Genomic DNA, 20,638 nt, shown 5'->3' on the forward strand with positions numbered 1-20,638 from the left:
TTCCTTTCATTTCAAATGAGTAACAACACAATAAAAGCCCCACTTAATATACCTAAGCTTTTTGCAACTTTTCCGTATTTGCGATCGTTATCAATGGCTTCCTCTAGTTCTCTATCTAAGTGAACTATGGTCAGTTGTATATGCTTTTGCTGTTGACTCATATCATGCTGACCAAGGGTTCGACCGAATTGCTTTAATATTTCTTTTTCCGTTTCATGCATACTTGACTTTTTAATTAAGACTTCAACTTGCCTTTCCCAAACTGTAAAGAAATCAACTGCTTCACCTTGCATTTCTTTCCCTAGAGAAGCAAAAAATCCTCGCAATGGATTTGGTATTTTTCTAGAAACGGATAAGAATGCATCAAACAAAGCCACTTGGCTATATATAATTTCAGCCTCGAGAATTTGTAATGCGCTTTTCAATTCGCGAATATGCTTTGGCCGTTTGGTCAACCTAGAGCTCCATTCAAATCCTGCCAAGGTGGCTGTTCCGATTAAAAGCAGTGCTCCAATCCACTTCATTTGTCACACCCCTTGTTTTTTGAAGCAAATTATTTTCATTATGGTCGAGCACAAGGCTAATACGACCAGGGCTTGTATCTCTTTTTAGCACAATATATCGATCGAAAATATGTTGATTGAAAATCGGTTCTAAAGAGGGGCGTCTTTTCAGTTCGCTGATACTTCTGCCGTGTATGGAGCAAATTACAGTAACCCCTGTATTAACCGCTTCCATCAACGCATCAATATCTTGTTGATTGCCAATTTCATCTACTACCATCACATCTGGTGACATGGAGCGAACGAGCATCATCATTCCATCAGCTTTTGGACATGCATCCATAACATCAGTACGAAGCCCTAAATTGTGCTGCGGAATTCCTTTAATTGAGGCACCTATTTCAGAGCGTTCATCAACAACGCCAACCTTCTTCGGATTAGTCTGTTTCGAGCCATTGGAAATCAACCGGGTTAAATCTCGAATTAATGTTGTTTTACCTGTCTGTGGAGGACCGATGATTAAAGTATTAAAATAGTCGCCATTGTATATATATGGGATAATAGGTAAGGCAACGCCGGGTTTTTCTTTAGCAATACGGATATTAAAGAACGTAATATTCTGTATTGCTTTTACACTGCTTCCCGTTGTTGTCACCTTTCCAGCGATTCCAATCCGATGCCCTCCTTCTATAGTGATATAACCCTCTCGCAACTCATCCTCTAACCGATATAATGAAAATTGACTAAGCTGATTGATTAAAAATGTTGCCTCTTTCGTCTGAGGGATAAGGTTTTTCACCCATTCTGTCGTGTCATCAAATATTAACTCAATAGGGCGGTTTAAACGAACACGGATTTCCTGTAGCATTTGCCACCTGTTTTGAACTTTAAATTGTATAGCTTGTCCCATGTCATTTGGAAACAAACGCATAATCTCGTCCATGATTATTCCTCGCTTTGTTTTGAAGCTGCTTTATAGTAAATGTATGTAGGAATAGATAATTTATGACCTTCGCTGCTCCATCGTACAAATAAAAAATTAGAAAATGTTGTAGTGTTAATGATCAAATATGCATTTCTATTTTCTAATAACGCAAAAAGCTGTGTTACAGAGAAAATTAATTTCCTCTGTAACACAGCTTTTATAGAATTATAATACAACTAAGCTCTTGATACATATTTCCCATCGGATGTATTAATAACTAAAACATCACCTTGGTTTATGAAAAATGGTACTTGAACCGAGTGACCAGTTTCTAACTTAGCTGGTTTTGAACCTCCGCTTGCAGTATCACCCTTAATTCCTGGTTCCGTTTCAATTACTTCCAACTCAACGTTGTTTGGAAGATCGACCCCAAGTACTTCACCTTCATAACTGATTACATGTACTTCCATGTTTTCTTTCATAAATTTTAATTGTTCTTCAATTTGACTTGTCTGCAGTTCAATTTGCTCATATGTGTTTGTGTCCATAAAGGCATGAGCATCACCAGATGCATATAAGTATTGCATTTTTTTATTTTCAATATGCGCCTTACCAACTTTTTCTCCACCACGGAATGTTTTTTCTTGAATATTCCCGTTTCTTAAATTACGTAGTTTAGAGCGTACAAATGCAGCACCTTTTCCTGGCTTTACGTGTTGAAACTCTAATACCTGCCAGATGCCATTGTCCACTTCAATTGTCAAACCTGTTTTAAAATCATTAACTGAAATCATTTCATTTCCTCCTTTATGTATCCCTACAGCTGTATCAATTCTTTTGAAGCAAAGGTTAGTCTTTCGTTTCCAGATTCTGTTAGTACAATATCGTCCTCGATTCTGCAGCCACCAAGTCCCGGCACATAAATTCCAGGTTCAACTGTAACTACCATACCTTTTTCCAAAACTTTATCCGAGCGATACGATAATCCTGGGCCCTCGTGAACTTCTAAACCTAGGCCATGTCCTGTAGAATGTCCAAAATTATCGCCATAGCCTTTTTCTGTAATGAAATCCCTCGTTAAGGCATCTGCTTCTTTACCTGTTATTCCCGGTTTAATCCCATTTACTCCACGAAGATTTGCCTCTAATACTATATCATATATTTCACGTAATTCGCTTGAAATTTCACCAACTGCAACAGTTCTCGTGATATCCGAGCAATAACCTTCATATAATGCACCGTAATCTAGTGTAACTAGTTCACCTGATTGAATCTCTTTACTCGATGCAACACCATGTGGCAGTGCTGAACGATATCCAGATGCAACAATTGTATCAAAACTTGATGTTGCACCAAGTTTGCGCATATAAAATTCGAGTTCATTTGAAATGTCGATTTCTTTAACACCCGGTTTAATAAATTTTTGGATATGAACAAACGCATCGTCTGCAATTTTAGCTGCCTTTTTCATCGTATTTAACTCTTCATTCGTTTTAATTAAACGCAGCTCTTCAACTAACCCACTAACCGGGATTAGTTCCACATCAAAGCTTTTCTGATAGTTTTCATATTTAGTGAATGTCACATAATCCTTTTCAAAACCAAGCCGTTTAATTTGCATTTGTTTTAATTGATCCGAAATTTCCCCTTCAATTAACTGTTTATGCTCAATTATGTTAAAGTGCTTAGCTTGTTCATTTGCTTGTTCTGTATAGCGAAAATCAGTTATGAATCTGGCGTCGTCACGTGATACCAACGCAATACCTGCTGTGCCAGTAAATCCGGTCACATATCTTCGGTTGATTGGACTAGAAATTAAAATTGCATCAAGCTTATTTTTTTCCAATGCTTCTCGCAGCTTATTCAGTTTTTCCATCAGTTTTTCCCCCTCAATCGTTAAAGAGGTTATTCAAAAAGTCCGGTGAAAATGACACAAATCGAGATCAGTAGACCTTCGACTAAGTACCGACACATCCTGTGTCGAACGTCGAAGTCAAGCACTACATCCTGTGGAAGCTCGTTGGCTTGCTTTTCCGCTGCTCACGTATTAACTGCATACGCTCCCGCTCCTTGGAAAAGAAAATCACTTTTCCTGCGTGCAAGATCGTCTGCTCAAAGCTACGCCGCCTCGACCTGCTCGGTCCTTTTCATCCTCCTTTTTGAACACGCACTTTAACGGATACAATTTGTTATTTTTGTACAATTAGTCTAACATAAATCAATTCATTTGAGTATTTTTACTGCTATATTAATATAGAGCTATTCTTCAGATCGTTTTCTTATTTGTACTCGCATATCATAATATTCATATGAAATGGAAAAACCTACAAAAGTTCCATAAAGGATAAATAAACTTGCGGTCGATAAGATTGTATCAAACGTAATATCCGTGATGTTTGGTACATTCGTAAAAATTGGCGGCATTAGGACAAAGATAAACCCCCACACAATGATTCCATATACAACTCCCATCCACATCGAATATATTTTTTTAAATATTCCATGATAAATCAAAGCTGTAACAATGGACAGCAGTCCAATTATTATAATTGTTAGAAGTGTTCCAAACCATGTGTCAACCCAATTTGCATTAGTCCATGACTTTAGAATAAAAGATTTAGGTGATATTTCACTAAAATTAAAATAATATAAGATGATCCACGCAAAACCTAAAGCTATACCTCCCACCAATCCGGTGAATAAGGACTTAGGCAATATTGAAAACTGTTCTTCAGAATTCGTGTTATGTGATTGTTTTTCTGTATTCATTGTTGTGACACCTCCAGATTTTATTATTACCAATCATTTGCAAACAAATCATTGTATTAAAACATTAGGCTAGTTGTTAACAGTATTTTCGGGTAAAATAGAATTAAGATAAACAAATCCTGTACTGAATATTTTTGTACAAATTAGGAAACAATTTCTAATAGAAAACTTATTTTTATTTAATTTACAAAAAACGGATATAAACTTGCGCTTTAGTGGTATATAACATAGTAAAAGACTATTATTATATTACAAGACTGTGGAAGGAGGAGTTTTTATGGGCCGTAGTAAATTTTCTATTGTTGTTTACATTATTATTGGCTTAGCAGTTATCGGTTTAATTTCACAGCTTTTCGGAAATACAATTAACTTTCTAACAAACATTTTAATTATGTTTGGTATTGGGGTGGCTGTTTTCGCTCTGCTATATTACTTTGTGCTGAAAAAGAGAACCCCTTCTAATTCCGATGATATGAAAAAGTATAAGAAGGCAGTAAAGCAATCTAAATCCAAATACAAGCAAACTTCATACAATGCCGCTCCTAAACAGACGAAGCCCGTTGTAGCACAAAAGAAAAAACGAACAAAACGTGCTACACATTTAAAAGTAATTGAAGGTAATAAAACAAAACGAAAAGACCGAGCTTCTTTATAGCCGGTCTTCTTTATTTTAGACGTTCTTTAATATTGAAAGGGATTTCTCCACTTTAGATTGAAGCTGACAAAAGGACTGCTTGACAATGAGCGATGTTTAAGTTGACCATCGTTTTAAAAATTGATCAGCATTCTCTTTCCCGCTTTGGATTAATTCTTGCTTCACTTCCTGTGAAATATGAAAGTTAACTGCTCCTGTATGTGCAACAGGAACAAATAGAATGTTCTTTTGATCATTTTTTGATATATACCTGGCATCATGTGCTTGCTTCATTGTAGAGAATAATGCTTGATACATATCCAGGGCATTTTTAATATCTCTTGGTCCAATCCCCTTTTCAGTTGCATCTGTCAATTTAATTCCTAATATTGGCCTCTTCTTTGTATTGTCTCCATTATCAAAGATCCATAATGGAAAGTTGCTTAAAAGTCCACCGTCCACCATTATGCTTTTCTTTTTGTACAATCCAGGCATCTTTTTTGGCATAAAGAAAAAGGGAAATCCTGCACTCATTCGAACAGCTTTTGCTACTGGGAAATAATTTGCTTCAATTCCGTACACGCGTTCCAAATCGTCGGGTATGACAATAAGCTTTCCTAAAGAAAGATCACTGACAACAACTTTAAAGTAACCTTCTTTTATATCGTGAAAGGTGCGAATATTCTTTCTTGCTAAAAGTTCTTCTAGCCAACTTTCCAGTTTGTTACCTTTATTAATCCCCAGCTGACTATACAAGAAAAACCACTTCGTAAATGGCAGCAGCCTTGTTAAAAGTGGTGGGTCGATAAATTCAGTTAGATCAAGTTCATGTATAAGCTCTTCAATTTCGTTTATTTCATAACCTGCAGCTACCAATGCCCCAACAATAGCCCCCGCAGAAGTTCCGGCCACTCGTACTACTTGAAGTTGATGTTCTTTCAGACTCTCTAGTACACCAATATAAGCAAATGCTTTAACTCCGCCACCAGAAAAAACTGCATCAATCTTCATCCACTCTCTCCCCCGCGCTCATTTTTCATGATGTGTGCTTAACTACCTTCGTAAGCGAAATGAAAGGGTAATCTCTTTATATATATAAGCAAAGCGCTAAGAATAGAACAATGTCGATAAAATTGTCGTGGAGCGTGAGAACTGTGAACATGTTAGAGCGAATCATAATCACCGAAGAATAAACTCGGCCAATCTTTTAATTCATGAAAAAACCATACAGATCCACGTGAGCTGTATGGTTTTTATGCTTATTCTTTTACACTCTCCGCTTGGACTTTTTTTAATTCTTCCTGTCTTGCAGAATCTGTTTTAAAATAGTTGACAAGATCGCCAATTCGATCGATTGAATTCCAGCTTAAATGATGCTCAATACCTTCTACATCATTGTAAATATTATCTTTCTCTACCCCGATGATTTCTAAAAACTCTTCCAGAAGCTCGTGTCTAAACACTAAACGCTTTCCAATTTTTTTTCCTTTTGCAGTCAGTACAAATCCTCTATATTTTTCATAGTTTAAGTATTCGTCTTTATCTAATTTTTGTACCATTTTTGTCACGGAAGATGGGTGCACTTCTAATGCTTCTGCAATATCGGATACACGGGCATATCCTTTTGTTTCAATTAAGTTATATATTTGTTCGATATAATCTTCCATACTTGGAGTAGGCATGTAGATCTCCTCGTTTCAAGAATATTTTTTGTTTAGGGCAAAACTGTTTCTCTACTTTGAGGATACAGGAAAAGACAAATTAACACAAGTTATATTATTTTAGACGGTAAAAAACAATAGAAGTGCTACGGGGACTCTTCTTCTTATAGTTAAAGACCACATTTCAGCTGTGCTCCACAGCTTGTACAAGTATTACAACCACCAATCTCCTCTACACTATCCGTTCGACAAACTGGACAGGTGTCACCAATTTCGGAACCAATCGTAACAATGATTCATTCTAGCTCTTGGATTGTATCCATTAACACAACTTTAGGTTTTTCGGTATCTGTGAACAACTCTGTTTGTTCACCAACGGTGTTTTCTTCTGCTTCTCTTCCATGCATTCTTCGCACGTACTTTTTTCTCTTGGAGTTTTGATTTATCCCTTTTTTATTTCACTCCTTTTTAGACCCTCAATCATTCGTTGTCTAGATGGATTATCGGAAGCCCATAATTCTTTCATATGTTCACCTATTATCTTCTAGGCACTATCACTATGCTTTAGGTTCTAATGCCCGCTGGGTTCCCCATAAGCTGCTTTATTGATAGTTGTATTCTTTGTCAAGCACGAAATAAAAAATCAGCTATAAAGCAATAATCCACAATATGCAATTTGTAACATTTTACGAATTATGTAATCATGGAAACTGCAAATCGTGAACTTTTCTTATAGGAAAGAGAAAAACTTTGAAATATACCGCGTCTACCCATATAATAAAATAGATAATGAACATTTTTTGGACAGACGGGGGAAGTAAAATGGAGTTTTTAATTATTGCCGTAGTTGTCTTGCTTGCTGTTGGTTTATTCCGCTATTATAGACAACGTAATTACTTGAAGGTATTAACGGAAGATCAATTCCGGGAAGGATATCGGAAAGCTCAATTAATAGATGTGCGAGAGCCTCAGGAATTTGAGAGAGGTCATATTCTTGGAGCAAGAAATATTCCTGTAAGTCAAATGCGTCAACGTTTAGTAGAAATGCGAAAAGATAAGCCTGTGTACCTTTATTGTCAAAGCGGTACACGTTCTGCTCGTGCGGCACAGCTACTACACAAAAAAGGCTATCAGGATATTTATCATTTAAAAGGCGGTTTCAAGAAATGGACCGGTAAAATTAAAACGAAAAATTAATAAAAATTTAGCCTTGAGGTTCAAAAGTTACCTCAAGGCTTATTTTTTATTTATAATATCGTAAAATAGGCTTTCTTGCTGCGGTAGTTTCATCCATTCGTTTCACAATTGTATTATGTGGTGCTTCCTGTACGACTTCAGGATTATTCTCTACTTCCTCAGCAATTCGAAGCATTGCATCGATAAAACCATCTAAAGTTTCCTTCGATTCAGTCTCTGTAGGCTCAATCATCAAGCCCTCCTCTACATTCAATGGGAAGTAAATGGTTGGTGGATGGTAATTAAAGTCTAATAGTCGCTTTGCAATATCAAGAGTACGTACCCCAAGCTTCTTTTGTCTGCTTCCTGACAATACAAATTCGTGCTTACAATGCTGGTTATATGGTAATTCATATGCCTTCTCCAATTTCCGCATCATATAATTCGCATTTAATACCGCATATTCACTTACTTTTTTCAAACCTTCTGCTCCCATTGTTCGGATATACGTATAAGCTCTGAGATTAATTCCAAAGTTTCCGTAGTATGGCTTAACACGACCGATTGATTGAGGTCTATCATATTCGAACACATATTCATTCTCTTTTTTCGTAATAATCGGTTTAGGAAGAAAAGGTTCGAGCTCTTTCGATACACCAACAGGTCCAGAACCTGGTCCGCCGCCGCCATGGGGACCTGTAAAGGTTTTATGAAGATTTAAATGCACTGCATCAAAGCCCATATCTCCTGGACGTGTATAACCCATAATTGCGTTTAAATTTGCGCCATCATAATATAATTTCCCGCCTGCAGCATGAACAATTTCTGCCATTTCCATAATTTCTGTTTCAAATAATCCTAGTGTATTTGGATTTGTCAGCATGAGTGCAGCGGTATCATTACCAACAACACGTTTTAAGTCTTCTAAATCTACAAGTCCTTTTTCATTTGTTTTTACGGTTACTGCTTCAAAACCAGCAACTGCTGCTGATGCCGGATTTGTGCCATGTGCAGAATCCGGCACAATCACTTTTGTTCTCCCAAAATCGCCATTTGCTTCATGAAACGCGCGAATCATCATTAATGCAGTCCATTCACCATGAGCACCTGCAGCGGATTGTAAAGAAACTTCATGCATCCCTGTAATTTCTTTTAAAGCCGTTTGCAAATCATAAAGCATTTCCATTGCACCTTGAACCGTTTTGGGATCTTGGTATGGATGGATATGGCTAAATCCTTCCAAGCGTGCAACATCTTCGTTGATTTTCGGATTATATTTCATCGTACAGGATCCTAGTGGATAGAATCCAGAGTCCACTCCATAATTTCGATTAGAAAGCCCAGTGTAATGGCGCATGATTTCCAGCTCACTTACCTCTGGTAACTCTGGTGGAGTCTTTCTTACGTATACGTCATCCAATTCAGCATTAAGATCAATTTCTGGAACATCTAAATTCGGCAGGCTATAGCTTGTTCTTCCTTCCTTGCTACGTTCAAATATTAATGGAAACTCTTGATTAGCCATTGATATCCCCCAATTCTTTTACAAACGTATCAATATCTTCTTTTGTACGAATTTCTGTTACAGCAATTAACATATGCCCTGTTAATTCAGGATAATTGCGTTCCAAATCGTATCCGCCAATAATTCCTTTTTCAAACAGCTTATCATTTATAGCTGGTACGGAATTAGAAAGCTTTACAACAAATTCATTAAAGCTTGGATGTTCATATACGATTTCTAAACCAGCTGCTTTACATTGTTCAATTGCATATCGTGTTTTTTGCATGTTCAAAGCTGCCATTTTCCGCAATCCATGTTTACCTATTGAGCTCATTGCAACTGAACTTGCAAGTGCATTTAATGCCTGATTTGAACAAATATTAGAAGTAGCCTTATCACGACGGATATGCTGTTCCCTTGCCTGTAATGTTAATACAAAGCCTCGTACACCATCTTCATCCTTTGTTTGTCCCACTAAACGCCCTGGAACTTTACGCATTAGTTTTTCAGTCGTTGCAAAATAACCACAGTGAGGTCCACCGAATTGTCCAGCAATCCCGAATACTTGCGTATCACCAACAACGATATCTGCACCGAATTCTCCGGGCGGTGTTAAGTATCCAAGAGCCAATGGATTACTGGAAACGATAAACATGGTTTTCTTTTGTTGCTTAATTAATTCCTCCACCTTTTGTAACGGTTCAATTTGACCGAAGAAGTTCGGGTATTGTATCACAACACCAGCAATCGTATCATCCAACTCTTGTTCTAAATGATCAAGGTCCGTTAAACCATTCTTTAATCCGATTTCCACGATTTCAACATTCTGTCCTCTTGCGTATGTCTCAATAACAGCACGTGACTCCGGGTGCACAGCTTGAGAAACAAGCACTTTTCTCCGTTTCGTTTGTGCTGCACTTAAATTAACCGCTTCTGCTAAAGAGGTTCCGCCATCATACATCGAAGAGTTGGCAACAGGCATTCCAGTTAATTCAGAAATCATCGTTTGAAACTCAAAAATTGCTTGCAGCTCACCTTGGGAGATTTCCGGTTGATATGGTGTATATGCTGTATAAAATTCCGATCTGGAAATAACATGGTCAACAACAGATGGAATAAAATGATCGTACACACCAGCTCCAAGGAACGAAGTATATTGTTTTAAACTAGCATTTTTATTTGCCATTTCAGTTAGTTCTTTTTTTAATTCGTATTCATTTGCTGGCTTTTTTAAGTTCAATTCTCCTTGAAAGCGTACACTACTTGGAATGTCTGAAAAAAGCTCATCTGTGGTTGAAACTCCGATTGTTTGCAGCATTTCTTCTTTATCGGTTTCAGTCATAGGTAAATAACGAAATTCCATTACGATGCCCCCTATTTATCTCGTTTATAAAATGGTGTCTTTACAATAATTGCTTTTAATTTGCGTTTTCGAACTTGGACTTCTAATTCTGTACCTTCATTTGCAAACTCGGAATCAATAAGTGCTAATCCAATATTTTTGTTAAAAGTTGGGGATTGTGTACCAGATGTTACAAACCCAATCACTTGATCATCCTTCAATACCGTATATCCATGCCGTGGAATGCCTTTATCGATCATTTCAATTCCAACTAATTTTCTTGTCGTTCCATTTTCCACTTGATCTTTTAGTACAGATTTCCCTATAAAATCTGCTTCTTTGTTCACTTTTACAGCAAACGAAAGCCCCGCTTCAATTGGGCTGATATCCTTTGATAATTCCTGACCATACAATGCAAGACCTGCTTCGAAACGAAGTGTATCACGCGCGCCAAGTCCAATTGGCTCGAGCCCTTTGTCTTTTCCTGCCTCAAGCAGCCGATTCCACAAAGCAGGACCTTCTGATTTGTCAATATAGATTTCAAATCCATCTTCACCAGTATAGCCAGTACGCGAAACAATTGCAGTATGTTCTGAATTTTCCAGCGGAACATTTGCATCGAAGCGGAAAAACTTGATCTCGGATAGATTGGTTTTTGCAAGCTGCTGCAATATCTCCTCTGAATTCGGTCCCTGTAATGCAAATTGAACATAATCAGCTGAGGTATTGGTAATCGTTACTTCCTTTTCGCTGTATGTGTTATGCTGGAGCAGCCACTCATAATCTTTTTCTGTATTCGCTGCATTCACCACTAACAAATAATCATTTTCTGCAAGCATATAAATAATTAGATCATCGACTGTTCCCCCGTTTTCATAGCACATAATCGTGTATTGTGCTCGGTTTGGCACGAGCTTGGTCACATCATTTGTCATAACGTATTGCAGAAATTCTAAGCTTTTAGGGCCCTTTACAGCAATTTCCCCCATATGTGACACATCAAATAGCCCTGCTTTTGTTCTGGTTGCTTCGTGTTCCTGTTTGATCCCAGTAAATTGTACTGGTAAATCCCAGCCCCCAAAATCAATTGTTTTCGCCCCGTATTTTCCATATTCCGAAAAAATAGGTGTTCGTTTCAACTCGCTCATACCATCCACTCCTCCTAATTTTGTTGAAAAAGTGCATAAAAATAGAGATTCCTTCCTTACCGAAGAAATCTCTGTCCTTAAACCAGAAAGTTGCATACTTATATGAACGTTGGATCACTGTATAAGTATTTGCTTCGTGGGTGGTTTACTAATTCTAAGTAAACACTCTCCAGAGTTGCGTCCTACAAGAGTCTTTTTGCCTGAGAGATTCGCTCTTAACTTGCTCCTTCGGCGTTACATAATGTAAGCTCTCCCCTTGTAATCATCCGCTAATGAAAAATTTATATTTGGTTATACTATGTATCAGAATGTAAGGAACTCTATTTCACTTTGAATTATAACATATCAAAAAGCAAAATTATAGTGAAATCCAAATTTTAATAATGGGATGTGTGTTCAACATATGGATTCTATTGAACTACAAAAAGATTCAGCCTTTATCAATGCTTTAGAAACAGCCATTAGCAAAGAGGGTCCTTTCTCCAATTGGGAACTCTTTTCGATGGCATTTCAAGCTGAGTTAACAACAAGTTCACCTTCTTTTAATGGGTTACGTGCATTAGAATATCTTCCACATGTTAACTTTTTAGATCACCAAACCGATGTTGCTGAACAAGCAATTGAAAAGATGAATGGTCGTGCAATATTAGCTGATGAGGTCGGATTAGGAAAAACAATTGAAGCAGGTCTTATTTTAAAAGAATACATGATTCGGGGATTAGTAAAAAATGCACTTATTCTCGTTCCTGCATCGCTTGTTAACCAATGGGTGAAGGAATTGAATGAAAAGTTTTATATACCAGCAGTTGCACATCGGAAGAATTATAGTTGGAAAGAAAATCCGATTATTATTTCCTCCCTTGATACAGCAAAACGTTCTCCTAACCGGGAAGAAATAATTGACACGGAATATGATTTTATTCTGATTGATGAAGCGCATAAGCTTAAAAATCATAAAACAAAAAACTATCAATTTGTACGTGCAATTAAAAAGAAGTACTGCTTGCTTTTAACAGCTACACCTGTACAAAACCGATTAATTGAGATATTTAATTTAATTACAATACTTCGACCTGGTCATCTAGGAAATTATGATTCCTTTATCGAAAAATATGGTAAGGATCGAAGTAAGCTGGAACAAGATCCTTATTTAAAACAATTGATTCAAAAAGTAATGATTCGAAATACGAGAAAAGCAACAAAACTCACTGAATCTAAACGGAAGATTGAGACCTTATGGATTGATTTTCCTGATAAAGCACGCGAAGTATATGACGATCTTGTCAATACTACAATCGCGTTCTCCACTTTTTCGAAAATTACGTACCTCCGTGAGATATGTTCATCACGAGAAGCTTGTTATATGTCATTATCTAAAATTAGTGAGCATGAAAATAATGCAGCTGTATTAAAACCGTTACTTAGCAAAATTGAGGAGCTGCCTCACCACATAAAAGCTGAAAAAGCAGTAGAGCTAATTAAATCAATAGGTGATGAAAAAGTTATTATTTTTACAGAGTATCGAGCAACACAATATTTCTTACAATGGTATTTACAGCAACATGGTATCTCATCGGTCCCCTTCCGAGGTGGATTTAAACGTGGTAAAAAGGACTGGATGAAACAACTGTTTAAAGATCATGCGCAGGTTTTGATTGCTACTGAGGCTGGAGGTGAAGGAATTAACCTTCAATTTTGCAGCCACCTAATTAATTACGATCTACCATGGAATCCAATGCGGCTTGAACAGAGGATTGGACGTATCCACCGTTTCGGACAGGAAAAGGATGTACACATCTATAATCTTGTTATTCGCAACACGATAGAAGAACATATTCTGACACTTTTATACGAAAAGATAAACCTATTTGAAAAGGTAATTGGCAACCTAGATGATATTTTAGCTGAGCTGAACATTTCAAGTATCGAGTCAGAGATGGAGTCTATCTATAATGAATCCACCTCCGCAGGGGAGGTACGAATTAAACTAAATAACCTTTCTTCCATTATTCAAGGTGCAAAAAATGATTCTACAGCGGAAACGGAGGAGAGACTTTATGGCAATTACTAATTTAAATGAATTTTTGAAAGATTACTTTACTGCTAAGGATTGCGAAATTATTTCCAATCATGATGGTGTGATACAAATACAATTAAATGAACAGATGGATCGTGAATTGATGAACCGACCATTTTACTGGCACTACATTAAAAAAATTGGTCGTACCGGCGATCCAATGCAACTTACGCTAATTACAAATCCAAAACAACGGGATGCAAAAGGAGACTGGATTCACTTTGGCAGTCCTCGCCTCCAGCAAATTATGAATCATTTAAAAGAAAAGGAAAAATTTACAAAGCTATTTCAATTAATTCATGCAACCGAAAAGACGCCCTTACATCCATGGCTAGTTGTAAACTTTAAAATTAGTTATCAAGGGCAGCATAAAAAGGATGAAATCATTTCTATCGGTTTACATTTAGTTAACGGCATGATGAAGTTAGATATGATGAATCTGTTAAGGAAGTTTTCATTACAAACAACAATTTCTGATTATTGCTTTACATTGTCTCCAATGATTAAAATAAAAAGTGGTTACTTACGAATGGAAACTGTTCTGTCAAACTATATTGAAGAGCAAGAACATACGTGGGCTAAGAAATCTTTAGAATTGTTACAGGAAGAAATTCAAACGTTACAGCATTTTTATCAGGACGACTTAGAAAGTGAACAGATGAAAAAAGAACAAGACGAATTAACAAAACGTTATCATCCAAAGGTAACATTGGACGTAATCAATGGAGGTATCGTGTATCTCGAACAACATGCATTATAATAGTAAAATCACTTGTGCAGGGTTAGAGGCTGAGATAAAAAAAGCCTTGTTCGGCACTATGCTAGTCCCAGCAGTTTCATACTTTTTGAACAACCTCCATAAATAAAGAATAGCAGGTAAATTTATCTGCTATTCTCCTTCTGGAACATTATTTTTAATGTGAATGGAAGCATACCAAACCATCTGGTGGTGTATAAGGAATTTTGTTTCCTTTGCGCTTCTTTTCGTTTCTTTCTTTCCTCAGATGGTAAGTCTATATATGAAACAACTTGTTCGGTCATAAACTTCAAATAATCATTTCCTGACATTACTACCACCTCGATTCCATGTCTCACACTTATCTTTTGCAAATCAAAAAAAATATATACAAAAATTTTTATAAAAAAGAAGGGTTTAATCAAAAAACGTCGAATAAAGTATACTGTTGCAAAATAAAAGGAGGTGAAAACAACCTTGAATCCCACTGCAACTTTATCAGATAACCTGCTCAACGCTTCGATTAAAGAGAACGCTTCAGACATTCACTTCTACCCTTTCCATGACTATACAGATATTTTTTTTCGAATCCATGGAAAACGACTAAAACATTGCCACATAAAACTTAAACAATATGAACAACTGCTCACCTACTACAAATTTATAGCTGGAATGGATATTGGTGAATCAAGAAAGCCGCAAAATGGCACCATTCAACATAAGACCACGTCCAATTTATTCTCATTGCGATTATCGACACTTCCTCTCCATCAAACAGAAAGTTTAGCAATTCGGATCCTTCCACAAGAAACAAAACTCACTCTTGAACAACTTTTTCTTTTTAAAAGCCAACTAAATAAAATGAAGGAATGGATGTCCAATCGTGCTGGCATCATCCTTCTGACCGGGCCAACCGGAAGTGGCAAGACCACAGCATTATATGCTTTACTGGAATCCATCTTAAAGGAAAAGTCGTATCAAACCATTACTTTAGAGGACCCAATTGAGAAAAACATGGACAATATTCTACAAGTGCAAGTCAATGAAAAAGCCGGAATTACGTATCAGACAGGCTTAAAAGCAGCGTTACGACATGACCCAGATATTATTATGGTTGGTGAAATCCGCGATAAGCACACAGCCAAATTTGCATTTGAAGCATCCTTAACAGGTCACCTGGTTCTGAGCACATTACATGCAAAAAATGCTATAGGAACAATTCATCGTTTAATCGATATGGGTATCAAACGAAGTGATATGAAACAATCACTTATCGCGGTTGCTGCGCTTCAATTACTTCCATTGCAGGTGAAAACCGAATTCGCAAGGAGAGCAGCGATTCTTGAACTGCTCGAAGGTACATTATTAGAGAATACCATTGAGGGGAACGAATTAACAGAACTTGATACATTTCATTCATTTGAGTATTTAAGAAAGAAGGCTTATGCATATGGCTTCATATCTGAAAGGGTTTATCAGTCGTAGAAAAATGCTGGCTAACCCTCTGCAGCTTCGATTCCTACAATTATTACATCGTTTATTAACGAATGGCTACCCATTGCTAGATGCAATTGAAACAGTAAAATGGAATAAAGAATTAGAAAAACCTGCAACCCGCATTTTAACGTGCCTTAAAGACGGTATGTCTATTGATGAAGCATTTGATCAAGCGAAATTTCATCCGCTGATTACTTCATATCTTTATTTTGTAAAAGGAAATGGAGATCTTGAGGGTAGCATCAAAAAATGTGCTGCAATGTATGAATATCGAATAAAAAATACAAATAAATTTCAACAAGCAGCCAGATACCCACTTATTCTATTGTTTATCTTCTCCTTGCTGCTATACTTTATAAAACAAAGTGTCCTCCCGTCTTTTCAAGATATTTTTCAAGCAAGTATGTCCGCTTCATCAACCGTCCAGGTCTCCATTATTTTAATTGAAATGCTTACCACCATTACTTTTGTGTTAATCTTTGTTTTGGGAATTTTACTTTTTGTATGGTTACTAACAAAGGGTAAGTTGCCAATTGAAAAGCAATTAAACGTCTATCGCACAATTCCACTTTACCGAAGCTTCCTAAAGCTACAGACGTCCTTTTACTTCGCTACACACTTCAGTTCACTGCTTAAAACCGGAATGTCTTTCAAAGAAATACTTGACCATATGACCCGACAGAAGAAACTACCTATTATCTCCTATTACGCCCAGCAAATGACTTCAGAATTATCAAGAGGTGTCCACATCGCCAGTTTACTTACTGTTTTTACTTTTCTAGAAGGACAATTGACAACTATATTCAGTAAAAATGCAGACGCACAAGCACTTGAAAAAGACTTAAGTATCTATGCAGAGCTATTAATGGAAGAAATCCAAAGAAAAATCGTGAAAATTATTACATTCGTTCAACCGGTATTTTTTACAATTTTAGCTGGCTTCATCATTTTTATTTATATAACGTTGATGTGGCCAATGTTCCAGCTAATTAAAACAATCTAAAAGGAGAGCTTTGCTATGTTTAACAATAACCGCGGCTTCACATTGATCGAAATGCTTATCGTTCTATTAATCATATCCGTCTTAATCATCCTTATCGTTCCAAATCTCGGTGACCGGAGCAGTGAGGTCCACAGCAAAGGATGTACAGCACTAGTATCCATCGTTCAGGGACAAGTAGATGTTTATTATATGGAAAATAATTCGTATCCGAATACTTTAAGTGCATTAGTTCCTGATTACTTAAACGAAGATCAACTCACCTGTCCTAATGAAGAGGCTTTAAACTATTCAGTAGATGGAAATAAAGGTATTGTATCAGCACCTTAAGTATAATCATGGTTTTACATTGCTGGAAGTCCTCTTTGTTCTTGCTGTCTTTTCAATTATTATGGTAATTTTCCCTCCCTTTCAATTTGAAAGCATTGAAAAACAAAAGGACAAACAATTTCTAGATACATTGAAAATCGATGTTTTATATGTTCAAAACATGTCCTATTTGACTACAGGTGAGGAGATATTTATTCGTTTCTACAAGGATAATTATAAAGTCTTTCAGGACAATGAAATAATTGCAGAGCAAGTCTATCCTGCTGGATGGACGGTTGATTATAGACAAAATAGTGATATTCGATTTAATGGGAAAGGTACATTTTTATACCCGCGAACGATTCATATAAAAACAACATATAGCGAATATCGAATTGTCTTCCAGTTCGGGAAAGGAAGGTTTTATATTGCAGAATCGTAATGGTTTTACATTAATAGAAGTATTAATTGCTTCCGGTATCATATTCACCGCAATTGCTACATTTATGCCAATTATCTCAACGCTTGATATAGAACAAAAAGTATTAAGCGATCGTCGAAAACTAGCTTACTTGCTCCACGACGAGTTACAACAATTTATTTGGAGTTCAAATACCTTACTCCCTGTGGCCTTCACAAAAACGGTCGATTCTTATATGGAGGTTCAATTTGATTTCCAGATTGAAAATGAGTTCATTAAAGGATGTGCTGAATGGAATAATGCGAAAAATACAGAAGAACAGCTCTGTTTTTATGGATTACAAGCAGCATGAGAAAGGATTTACATTTATAACTGTTTTGTGCAGTATTGTTATCCTTTCCGTCAGTTTACCGCTTTTGGGCTATTTGCTGCAAAGCATGAACTCGAAATCAACGTACAGTGAAATTTCAGTACAGCAATTTTTTCAATTTGTGCGAGATGACATCATTGATGCAACGAACATCTACGTAACAAATAGAAAACTTTATTTAGTTAAGCCGCATGAAAATAAAACAGCAACACTCGAATTGTATGGCACACTTGTTAGAAGACAAGTCAATGGAAAAGGACATGAAATCTATCTGAGGGATGTTGAAGGTATTTCCTTCACTCCCCTACCCTACGGGGTTCAAGTTACCGTTATTACTACTTCGGAGGAAAGATATGAAAAAAAGTTCGCTTATTATTAAGAATGAACATGGAGTAATACTACCGTATGTACTTTTTATAACGGCATTCATTTGCATGTTTATAATGACTGCAATTCATAGTTATCGACATGATACTGCGCTTACCCATAGACACATTCAACAAATAAAAATAGAGACGCTTTTTCAAATGGGATATGAAACAGTAAAATCGGAAATAATAGAACAAGAGCCTCCTCCTGTTGTACGCTATCATTTTCCTGATGGTGACGTTAAAATTTCTATAACACCTGCAGCAGATACAATGTATCAATTATCCTTTTCAATCAAAACAAACGAATATGATACAATTTATACGTTCACAAAAACACATATAGCAGAATAATAAGTTTGTACATTTTTTAACAAACTTTGTTTTTCTCACTAAATAGTCAAATTAAATACTATAATAAAGGTATTAAAGCTACTGGGGTGATTTATGTGGACAATACGTTAAAAGTTACAAATGTATTAAGTGATCCAACAAGGTACCATATTTATCAATATATACTAAAAAAACATAAAGATGTTAGTGTGATTGAGATTGCAAACCATTTTGACATCCATTCAAATGTAGCTAGACTGCATTTATCTAAGCTTGAAGAAATAAAGCTTATTACAACATATTTCAAGAGAAGCGGAAAAGGCGGAAGACCAAGCAAAATGTACCGACTATCGGAAAGTGTAATCGAATTAAGCTTCCCATCGAGGGATTATAAAACCCTTTCTTCAATTGCATTAGAAGCGCTGTTGGAACTCGGTGAAATTGGTGAGCAAGCATTGTATGCAACAGGGAAAAAGTATGGGCACCAATTTATAGACGATTTTAAAATACATCATTTCAATAAGCTGTCCATCAAGGAAAAACTTGATATACTTGAGAGGGCAACAGAAGAATTAGGACTCTTTCCTTCCTTTACGTATGATGAAGGAAATAATAACATTCATTTTCATGTGAATAACTGCCCATTTAAGGAATTAGTGATGAAAAACCAAACAGTAGTTTGTCATATGCATTATTTATTCCTAAAAGGTATATTCGATGTATTATTTGAAGGGTCGACTTTAACATTCGAAGAAAATATGTTTACAAACAATTGCGGAAATTGCACTTATCTAGCTAATCTCTCAATTGTTTAATGACATTCGTTTACAATACGCAATTCCTCATATATAATAACAATGAAAAGGCTACCTAAAAGGAGGGGGAAGACATGGATCGAATGTTTCGTGTTCTTGCCTTTTGGACAGGTATTTTTACAGTAATGTTTTATATCGGTGATATGACGAATACAGCACTACTATTCCTGGCTCAAACGGCATTTTTCCTTACAGTAAGTTATTTAAAGTTATCTGAACGCATGTACATGTATTTATTTGGAGCGTATTGTACCGTTTTCATGATTGGTTTTACATGGTATTCCGAATTTATTCTTGTACCTGGTTTCGGACATTAAAAAAGCTGAAAACCCCTGCAACCTAAAATATTGCAGGGGTTTTTCCATCTTCAAATTAACTAAATCCAGCTAATACTTTCATGCACGAACAAAAGGGTTGTTCTGCTTTTCTTCACCAATTGTTGTATGTGGTCCATGCCCAGGATAAACAGTGAGGGATTCCTTCAATTGATATAGTTTATTTTGGATTGTAGCTTCAATCTCTGCCATATTTCCACCTGGAAGGTCAGTTCTGCCAATACCATGATAAAACAAAACATCACCACTAATAATGAATTCATTTTGATCAAATAGAAAACTGACACTGCCAGGCGAATGACCAGGCGTGTGAATAACTTCAAAGAGAAAGTCCCCTATTTCCATTGGACCCATTTTAAAAGTGAATTCAGCTGGCTTCATAACGATTTCATTTCCTATTAGCTTACTGGAACCATTCATTTGTGGATCTGACAACCAAGAAAGCTCATTTTCATGTATATATACATCTGTATCTCCAGTCTCTCGTATTTCATCTAGTGCAGCGATATGATCAAAGTGAGCATGTGTCAATAAGATTGCTTGAACTTTTAGTCCCTCTCTTTCTAAAAACTCGGCAATTTTATCAGGCTCTGCACCTGGGTCGATTAATAACGCTTTTCCTTTATCATAAACAATATAGCAATTTGTTCCGATTGGACCTAATGCCATCCCCTTTACATTCATTAAAAAACCTCCAATTCAATTCTGAATGAAA

At 36.4% G+C, this 20,638-nt stretch carries 25 protein-coding genes, 1 pseudogene and 1 riboswitch; of the genes and pseudogenes, 13 read left to right on the forward strand and 13 right to left on the reverse strand.

Features of this window, described 5'->3' with window-relative positions:
- Positions 1-11 precede the first annotated feature (11 nt).
- From spoIIIAB to NYE61_RS02515, 5 genes are all read right to left on the reverse strand, one after another.
- Positions 12-524, reverse strand: a complete 513-nt coding sequence (spoIIIAB, locus tag NYE61_RS02495; protein WP_095306969.1) for a stage III sporulation protein SpoIIIAB — start codon at positions 522-524, stop codon at positions 12-14.
- A complete protein-coding gene (gene spoIIIAA / locus NYE61_RS02500) occupies positions 469-1,446 on the reverse strand; it encodes a stage III sporulation protein AA (RefSeq protein WP_095306970.1) in 978 nt (325 codons plus the stop codon). Before spoIIIAA ends, spoIIIAB begins: the two co-directional genes overlap by 56 nt.
- Positions 1,447-1,664: 218 nt before the next feature.
- The gene (efp, locus tag NYE61_RS02505; RefSeq protein WP_095306972.1) at positions 1,665-2,222 is read right to left on the reverse strand and encodes an elongation factor P; all 558 of its coding nucleotides are present in this window, start codon (positions 2,220-2,222) and stop codon (positions 1,665-1,667) included.
- A 23-nt stretch (positions 2,223-2,245) separates the two neighbouring features.
- The gene (locus NYE61_RS02510) at positions 2,246-3,304 is read right to left on the reverse strand and encodes a Xaa-Pro peptidase family protein (RefSeq protein ID WP_303447164.1); all 1,059 of its coding nucleotides are present in this window, start codon (positions 3,302-3,304) and stop codon (positions 2,246-2,248) included.
- 383 nt (positions 3,305-3,687) lie between these two features.
- Positions 3,688-4,197, reverse strand: coding sequence for a YqhR family membrane protein (locus tag NYE61_RS02515; protein WP_095306974.1), 510 nt, complete (start codon positions 4,195-4,197; stop codon positions 3,688-3,690).
- A gap of 277 nt (positions 4,198-4,474) precedes the next feature.
- Here NYE61_RS02515 and NYE61_RS02520 point away from each other — a divergent pair, with 277 nt between their 5' ends.
- Positions 4,475-4,852 (forward strand): SA1362 family protein, encoded by a 378-nt coding sequence (locus NYE61_RS02520; protein ID WP_118889644.1) that lies wholly within the window; start codon positions 4,475-4,477, stop codon positions 4,850-4,852.
- A gap of 96 nt (positions 4,853-4,948) precedes the next feature.
- Here NYE61_RS02520 and NYE61_RS02525 read toward each other — a convergent pair whose 3' ends face one another.
- From NYE61_RS02525 to NYE61_RS02535, 3 genes and pseudogenes are all read right to left on the reverse strand, one after another.
- Complete coding sequence (locus NYE61_RS02525) at positions 4,949-5,842, reverse strand: patatin-like phospholipase family protein (protein ID WP_095306977.1); 894 nt, start codon at positions 5,840-5,842, stop codon at positions 4,949-4,951.
- A gap of 248 nt (positions 5,843-6,090) precedes the next feature.
- A complete protein-coding gene (gene mntR, locus NYE61_RS02530) occupies positions 6,091-6,513 on the reverse strand; it encodes a transcriptional regulator MntR (RefSeq protein ID WP_095306978.1) in 423 nt (140 codons plus the stop codon).
- 149 nt (positions 6,514-6,662) lie between these two features.
- Positions 6,663-6,887 (reverse strand): annotated as a pseudogene (locus tag NYE61_RS02535) (hypothetical protein); the annotation flags it as partial.
- A 427-nt stretch (positions 6,888-7,314) separates the two neighbouring features.
- On the opposite strand from NYE61_RS02535, the gene NYE61_RS02540 reads away from it, so the two are divergent.
- The gene (locus tag NYE61_RS02540) at positions 7,315-7,689 is read left to right on the forward strand and encodes a rhodanese-like domain-containing protein (protein ID WP_095306979.1); all 375 of its coding nucleotides are present in this window, start codon (positions 7,315-7,317) and stop codon (positions 7,687-7,689) included.
- 46 nt (positions 7,690-7,735) lie between these two features.
- Here the strand turns inward: NYE61_RS02540 and gcvPB are convergent, their stop codons facing one another.
- From gcvPB to gcvT, 3 genes are read right to left on the reverse strand one after another with little or no spacing between them, the layout of a single operon-like run.
- On the reverse strand, positions 7,736-9,193 hold the full coding sequence (gene gcvPB / locus NYE61_RS02545) for an aminomethyl-transferring glycine dehydrogenase subunit GcvPB (RefSeq protein WP_118889646.1): 1,458 nt from the start codon (positions 9,191-9,193) through the stop codon (positions 7,736-7,738).
- Complete coding sequence (gene gcvPA, locus NYE61_RS02550; protein ID WP_303447166.1) at positions 9,186-10,535, reverse strand: aminomethyl-transferring glycine dehydrogenase subunit GcvPA; 1,350 nt, start codon at positions 10,533-10,535, stop codon at positions 9,186-9,188. Before gcvPA ends, gcvPB begins: the two co-directional genes overlap by 8 nt.
- A gap of 11 nt (positions 10,536-10,546) precedes the next feature.
- On the reverse strand, positions 10,547-11,662 hold the full coding sequence (gene gcvT, locus NYE61_RS02555) for a glycine cleavage system aminomethyltransferase GcvT (protein WP_303447167.1): 1,116 nt from the start codon (positions 11,660-11,662) through the stop codon (positions 10,547-10,549).
- A 178-nt stretch (positions 11,663-11,840) separates the two neighbouring features.
- Positions 11,841-11,928, reverse strand: a riboswitch (glycine riboswitch).
- A 137-nt stretch (positions 11,929-12,065) separates the two neighbouring features.
- Between gcvT and NYE61_RS02560 the strand changes: the two genes are divergently transcribed.
- Complete coding sequence (locus NYE61_RS02560) at positions 12,066-13,733, forward strand: SNF2-related protein (protein ID WP_095306984.1); 1,668 nt, start codon at positions 12,066-12,068, stop codon at positions 13,731-13,733.
- A complete protein-coding gene (locus NYE61_RS02565; protein ID WP_095306985.1) occupies positions 13,720-14,499 on the forward strand; it encodes a YqhG family protein in 780 nt (259 codons plus the stop codon). The genes NYE61_RS02560 and NYE61_RS02565 overlap by 14 nt, the downstream gene beginning before the upstream one ends.
- A 122-nt stretch (positions 14,500-14,621) precedes the next feature.
- On the opposite strand, the gene NYE61_RS02570 is transcribed toward NYE61_RS02565, so the two are convergent.
- Positions 14,622-14,807 carry a YqzE family protein gene (locus NYE61_RS02570; protein WP_095306986.1) on the reverse strand — a complete coding sequence of 62 codons (186 nt, stop codon included), beginning with the start codon at positions 14,805-14,807 and terminating at the stop codon, positions 14,622-14,624.
- Positions 14,808-14,952: 145 nt separating this feature from the next.
- On the opposite strand from NYE61_RS02570, the gene comGA reads away from it, so the two are divergent.
- The 9 genes from comGA to NYE61_RS02615 all read left to right on the forward strand — a co-directional run bounded on the left by comGA (position 14,953) and on the right by NYE61_RS02615 (position 19,905).
- Entirely contained in the window at positions 14,953-15,960 is a 1,008-nt protein-coding gene (gene comGA, locus NYE61_RS02575) for a competence type IV pilus ATPase ComGA (RefSeq protein ID WP_303447168.1), read from the forward strand.
- On the forward strand, positions 15,926-16,975 hold the full coding sequence (comGB, locus tag NYE61_RS02580; RefSeq protein ID WP_118889651.1) for a competence type IV pilus assembly protein ComGB: 1,050 nt from the start codon (positions 15,926-15,928) through the stop codon (positions 16,973-16,975). Before comGA ends, comGB begins: the two co-directional genes overlap by 35 nt.
- Positions 16,976-16,990: 15 nt before the next feature.
- On the forward strand, positions 16,991-17,302 hold the full coding sequence (gene comGC / locus NYE61_RS02585) for a competence type IV pilus major pilin ComGC (RefSeq protein WP_118889652.1): 312 nt from the start codon (positions 16,991-16,993) through the stop codon (positions 17,300-17,302).
- The gene (gene comGD / locus NYE61_RS02590) at positions 17,271-17,723 is read left to right on the forward strand and encodes a competence type IV pilus minor pilin ComGD (protein ID WP_095306991.1); all 453 of its coding nucleotides are present in this window, start codon (positions 17,271-17,273) and stop codon (positions 17,721-17,723) included. Before comGC ends, comGD begins: the two co-directional genes overlap by 32 nt.
- Positions 17,710-18,054, forward strand: a complete 345-nt coding sequence (locus NYE61_RS02595; protein WP_158586265.1) for a type II secretion system protein — start codon at positions 17,710-17,712, stop codon at positions 18,052-18,054. The genes comGD and NYE61_RS02595 overlap by 14 nt, the downstream gene beginning before the upstream one ends.
- Positions 18,035-18,451, forward strand: a complete 417-nt coding sequence (locus tag NYE61_RS02600) for a ComGF family competence protein (protein ID WP_158586266.1) — start codon at positions 18,035-18,037, stop codon at positions 18,449-18,451. Before NYE61_RS02595 ends, NYE61_RS02600 begins: the two co-directional genes overlap by 20 nt.
- Entirely contained in the window at positions 18,426-18,794 is a 369-nt protein-coding gene (locus NYE61_RS02605; protein ID WP_095306994.1) for a hypothetical protein, read from the forward strand. The genes NYE61_RS02600 and NYE61_RS02605 overlap by 26 nt, the downstream gene beginning before the upstream one ends.
- Positions 18,795-18,889: 95 nt before the next feature.
- Positions 18,890-19,588: a helix-turn-helix domain-containing protein gene (locus NYE61_RS02610; RefSeq protein WP_303447172.1), complete on the forward strand. Its 699-nt coding sequence runs from the start codon at positions 18,890-18,892 to the stop codon at positions 19,586-19,588.
- A gap of 74 nt (positions 19,589-19,662) precedes the next feature.
- Positions 19,663-19,905 (forward strand): DUF2626 domain-containing protein, encoded by a 243-nt coding sequence (locus NYE61_RS02615; RefSeq protein WP_095306996.1) that lies wholly within the window; start codon positions 19,663-19,665, stop codon positions 19,903-19,905.
- Positions 19,906-19,983: 78 nt separating this feature from the next.
- Here the strand turns inward: NYE61_RS02615 and NYE61_RS02620 are convergent, their stop codons facing one another.
- Positions 19,984-20,607, reverse strand: coding sequence for an MBL fold metallo-hydrolase (locus NYE61_RS02620; protein WP_303447173.1), 624 nt, complete (start codon positions 20,605-20,607; stop codon positions 19,984-19,986).
- Positions 20,608-20,638: the final 31 nt, after the last annotated feature.

This window comes from Oceanobacillus sp. FSL W7-1304 (assembly GCF_037969805.1).
In the GTDB taxonomy this organism is placed as follows: Bacteria; Bacillota; Bacilli; order Bacillales; family Amphibacillaceae; genus Oceanobacillus; species Oceanobacillus profundus.

Excerpts from the sequence above, each read along its gene's own strand:
- spoIIIAB (WP_095306969.1), bottom strand. The coding sequence starts at position 524 with ATGAAGTGGATTGGAGCACTGCTTTTAATCGGAACAGCCACCTTGGCA.
- spoIIIAA (WP_095306970.1), bottom strand. The coding sequence starts at position 1,446 with ATGGACGAGATTATGCGTTTGTTTCCAAATGACATGGGACAAGCTATA.
- efp (WP_095306972.1), bottom strand. The coding sequence starts at position 2,222 with ATGATTTCAGTTAATGATTTTAAAACAGGTTTGACAATTGAAGTGGAC.
- NYE61_RS02510 (WP_303447164.1), bottom strand. The coding sequence starts at position 3,304 with ATGGAAAAACTGAATAAGCTGCGAGAAGCATTGGAAAAAAATAAGCTT.
- NYE61_RS02515 (WP_095306974.1), bottom strand. The coding sequence starts at position 4,197 with ATGAATACAGAAAAACAATCACATAACACGAATTCTGAAGAACAGTTT.
- NYE61_RS02520 (WP_118889644.1), top strand. The coding sequence starts at position 4,475 with ATGGGCCGTAGTAAATTTTCTATTGTTGTTTACATTATTATTGGCTTA.
- NYE61_RS02525 (WP_095306977.1), bottom strand. The coding sequence starts at position 5,842 with ATGAAGATTGATGCAGTTTTTTCTGGTGGCGGAGTTAAAGCATTTGCT.
- mntR (WP_095306978.1), bottom strand. The coding sequence starts at position 6,513 with ATGCCTACTCCAAGTATGGAAGATTATATCGAACAAATATATAACTTA.
- NYE61_RS02540 (WP_095306979.1), top strand. The coding sequence starts at position 7,315 with ATGGAGTTTTTAATTATTGCCGTAGTTGTCTTGCTTGCTGTTGGTTTA.
- gcvPB (WP_118889646.1), bottom strand. The coding sequence starts at position 9,193 with ATGGCTAATCAAGAGTTTCCATTAATATTTGAACGTAGCAAGGAAGGA.
- gcvPA (WP_303447166.1), bottom strand. The coding sequence starts at position 10,535 with ATGGAATTTCGTTATTTACCTATGACTGAAACCGATAAAGAAGAAATG.
- gcvT (WP_303447167.1), bottom strand. The coding sequence starts at position 11,662 with ATGAGCGAGTTGAAACGAACACCTATTTTTTCGGAATATGGAAAATAC.
- NYE61_RS02560 (WP_095306984.1), top strand. The coding sequence starts at position 12,066 with ATGGATTCTATTGAACTACAAAAAGATTCAGCCTTTATCAATGCTTTA.
- NYE61_RS02565 (WP_095306985.1), top strand. The coding sequence starts at position 13,720 with ATGGCAATTACTAATTTAAATGAATTTTTGAAAGATTACTTTACTGCT.
- NYE61_RS02570 (WP_095306986.1), bottom strand. The coding sequence starts at position 14,807 with ATGTCAGGAAATGATTATTTGAAGTTTATGACCGAACAAGTTGTTTCA.
- comGB (WP_118889651.1), top strand. The coding sequence starts at position 15,926 with ATGGCTTCATATCTGAAAGGGTTTATCAGTCGTAGAAAAATGCTGGCT.
- comGC (WP_118889652.1), top strand. The coding sequence starts at position 16,991 with ATGTTTAACAATAACCGCGGCTTCACATTGATCGAAATGCTTATCGTT.
- comGD (WP_095306991.1), top strand. The coding sequence starts at position 17,271 with ATGGAAATAAAGGTATTGTATCAGCACCTTAAGTATAATCATGGTTTT.
- NYE61_RS02600 (WP_158586266.1), top strand. The coding sequence starts at position 18,035 with ATGGATTACAAGCAGCATGAGAAAGGATTTACATTTATAACTGTTTTG.
- NYE61_RS02605 (WP_095306994.1), top strand. The coding sequence starts at position 18,426 with ATGAAAAAAAGTTCGCTTATTATTAAGAATGAACATGGAGTAATACTA.
- NYE61_RS02615 (WP_095306996.1), top strand. The coding sequence starts at position 19,663 with ATGGATCGAATGTTTCGTGTTCTTGCCTTTTGGACAGGTATTTTTACA.
- NYE61_RS02620 (WP_303447173.1), bottom strand. The coding sequence starts at position 20,607 with ATGAATGTAAAGGGGATGGCATTAGGTCCAATCGGAACAAATTGCTAT.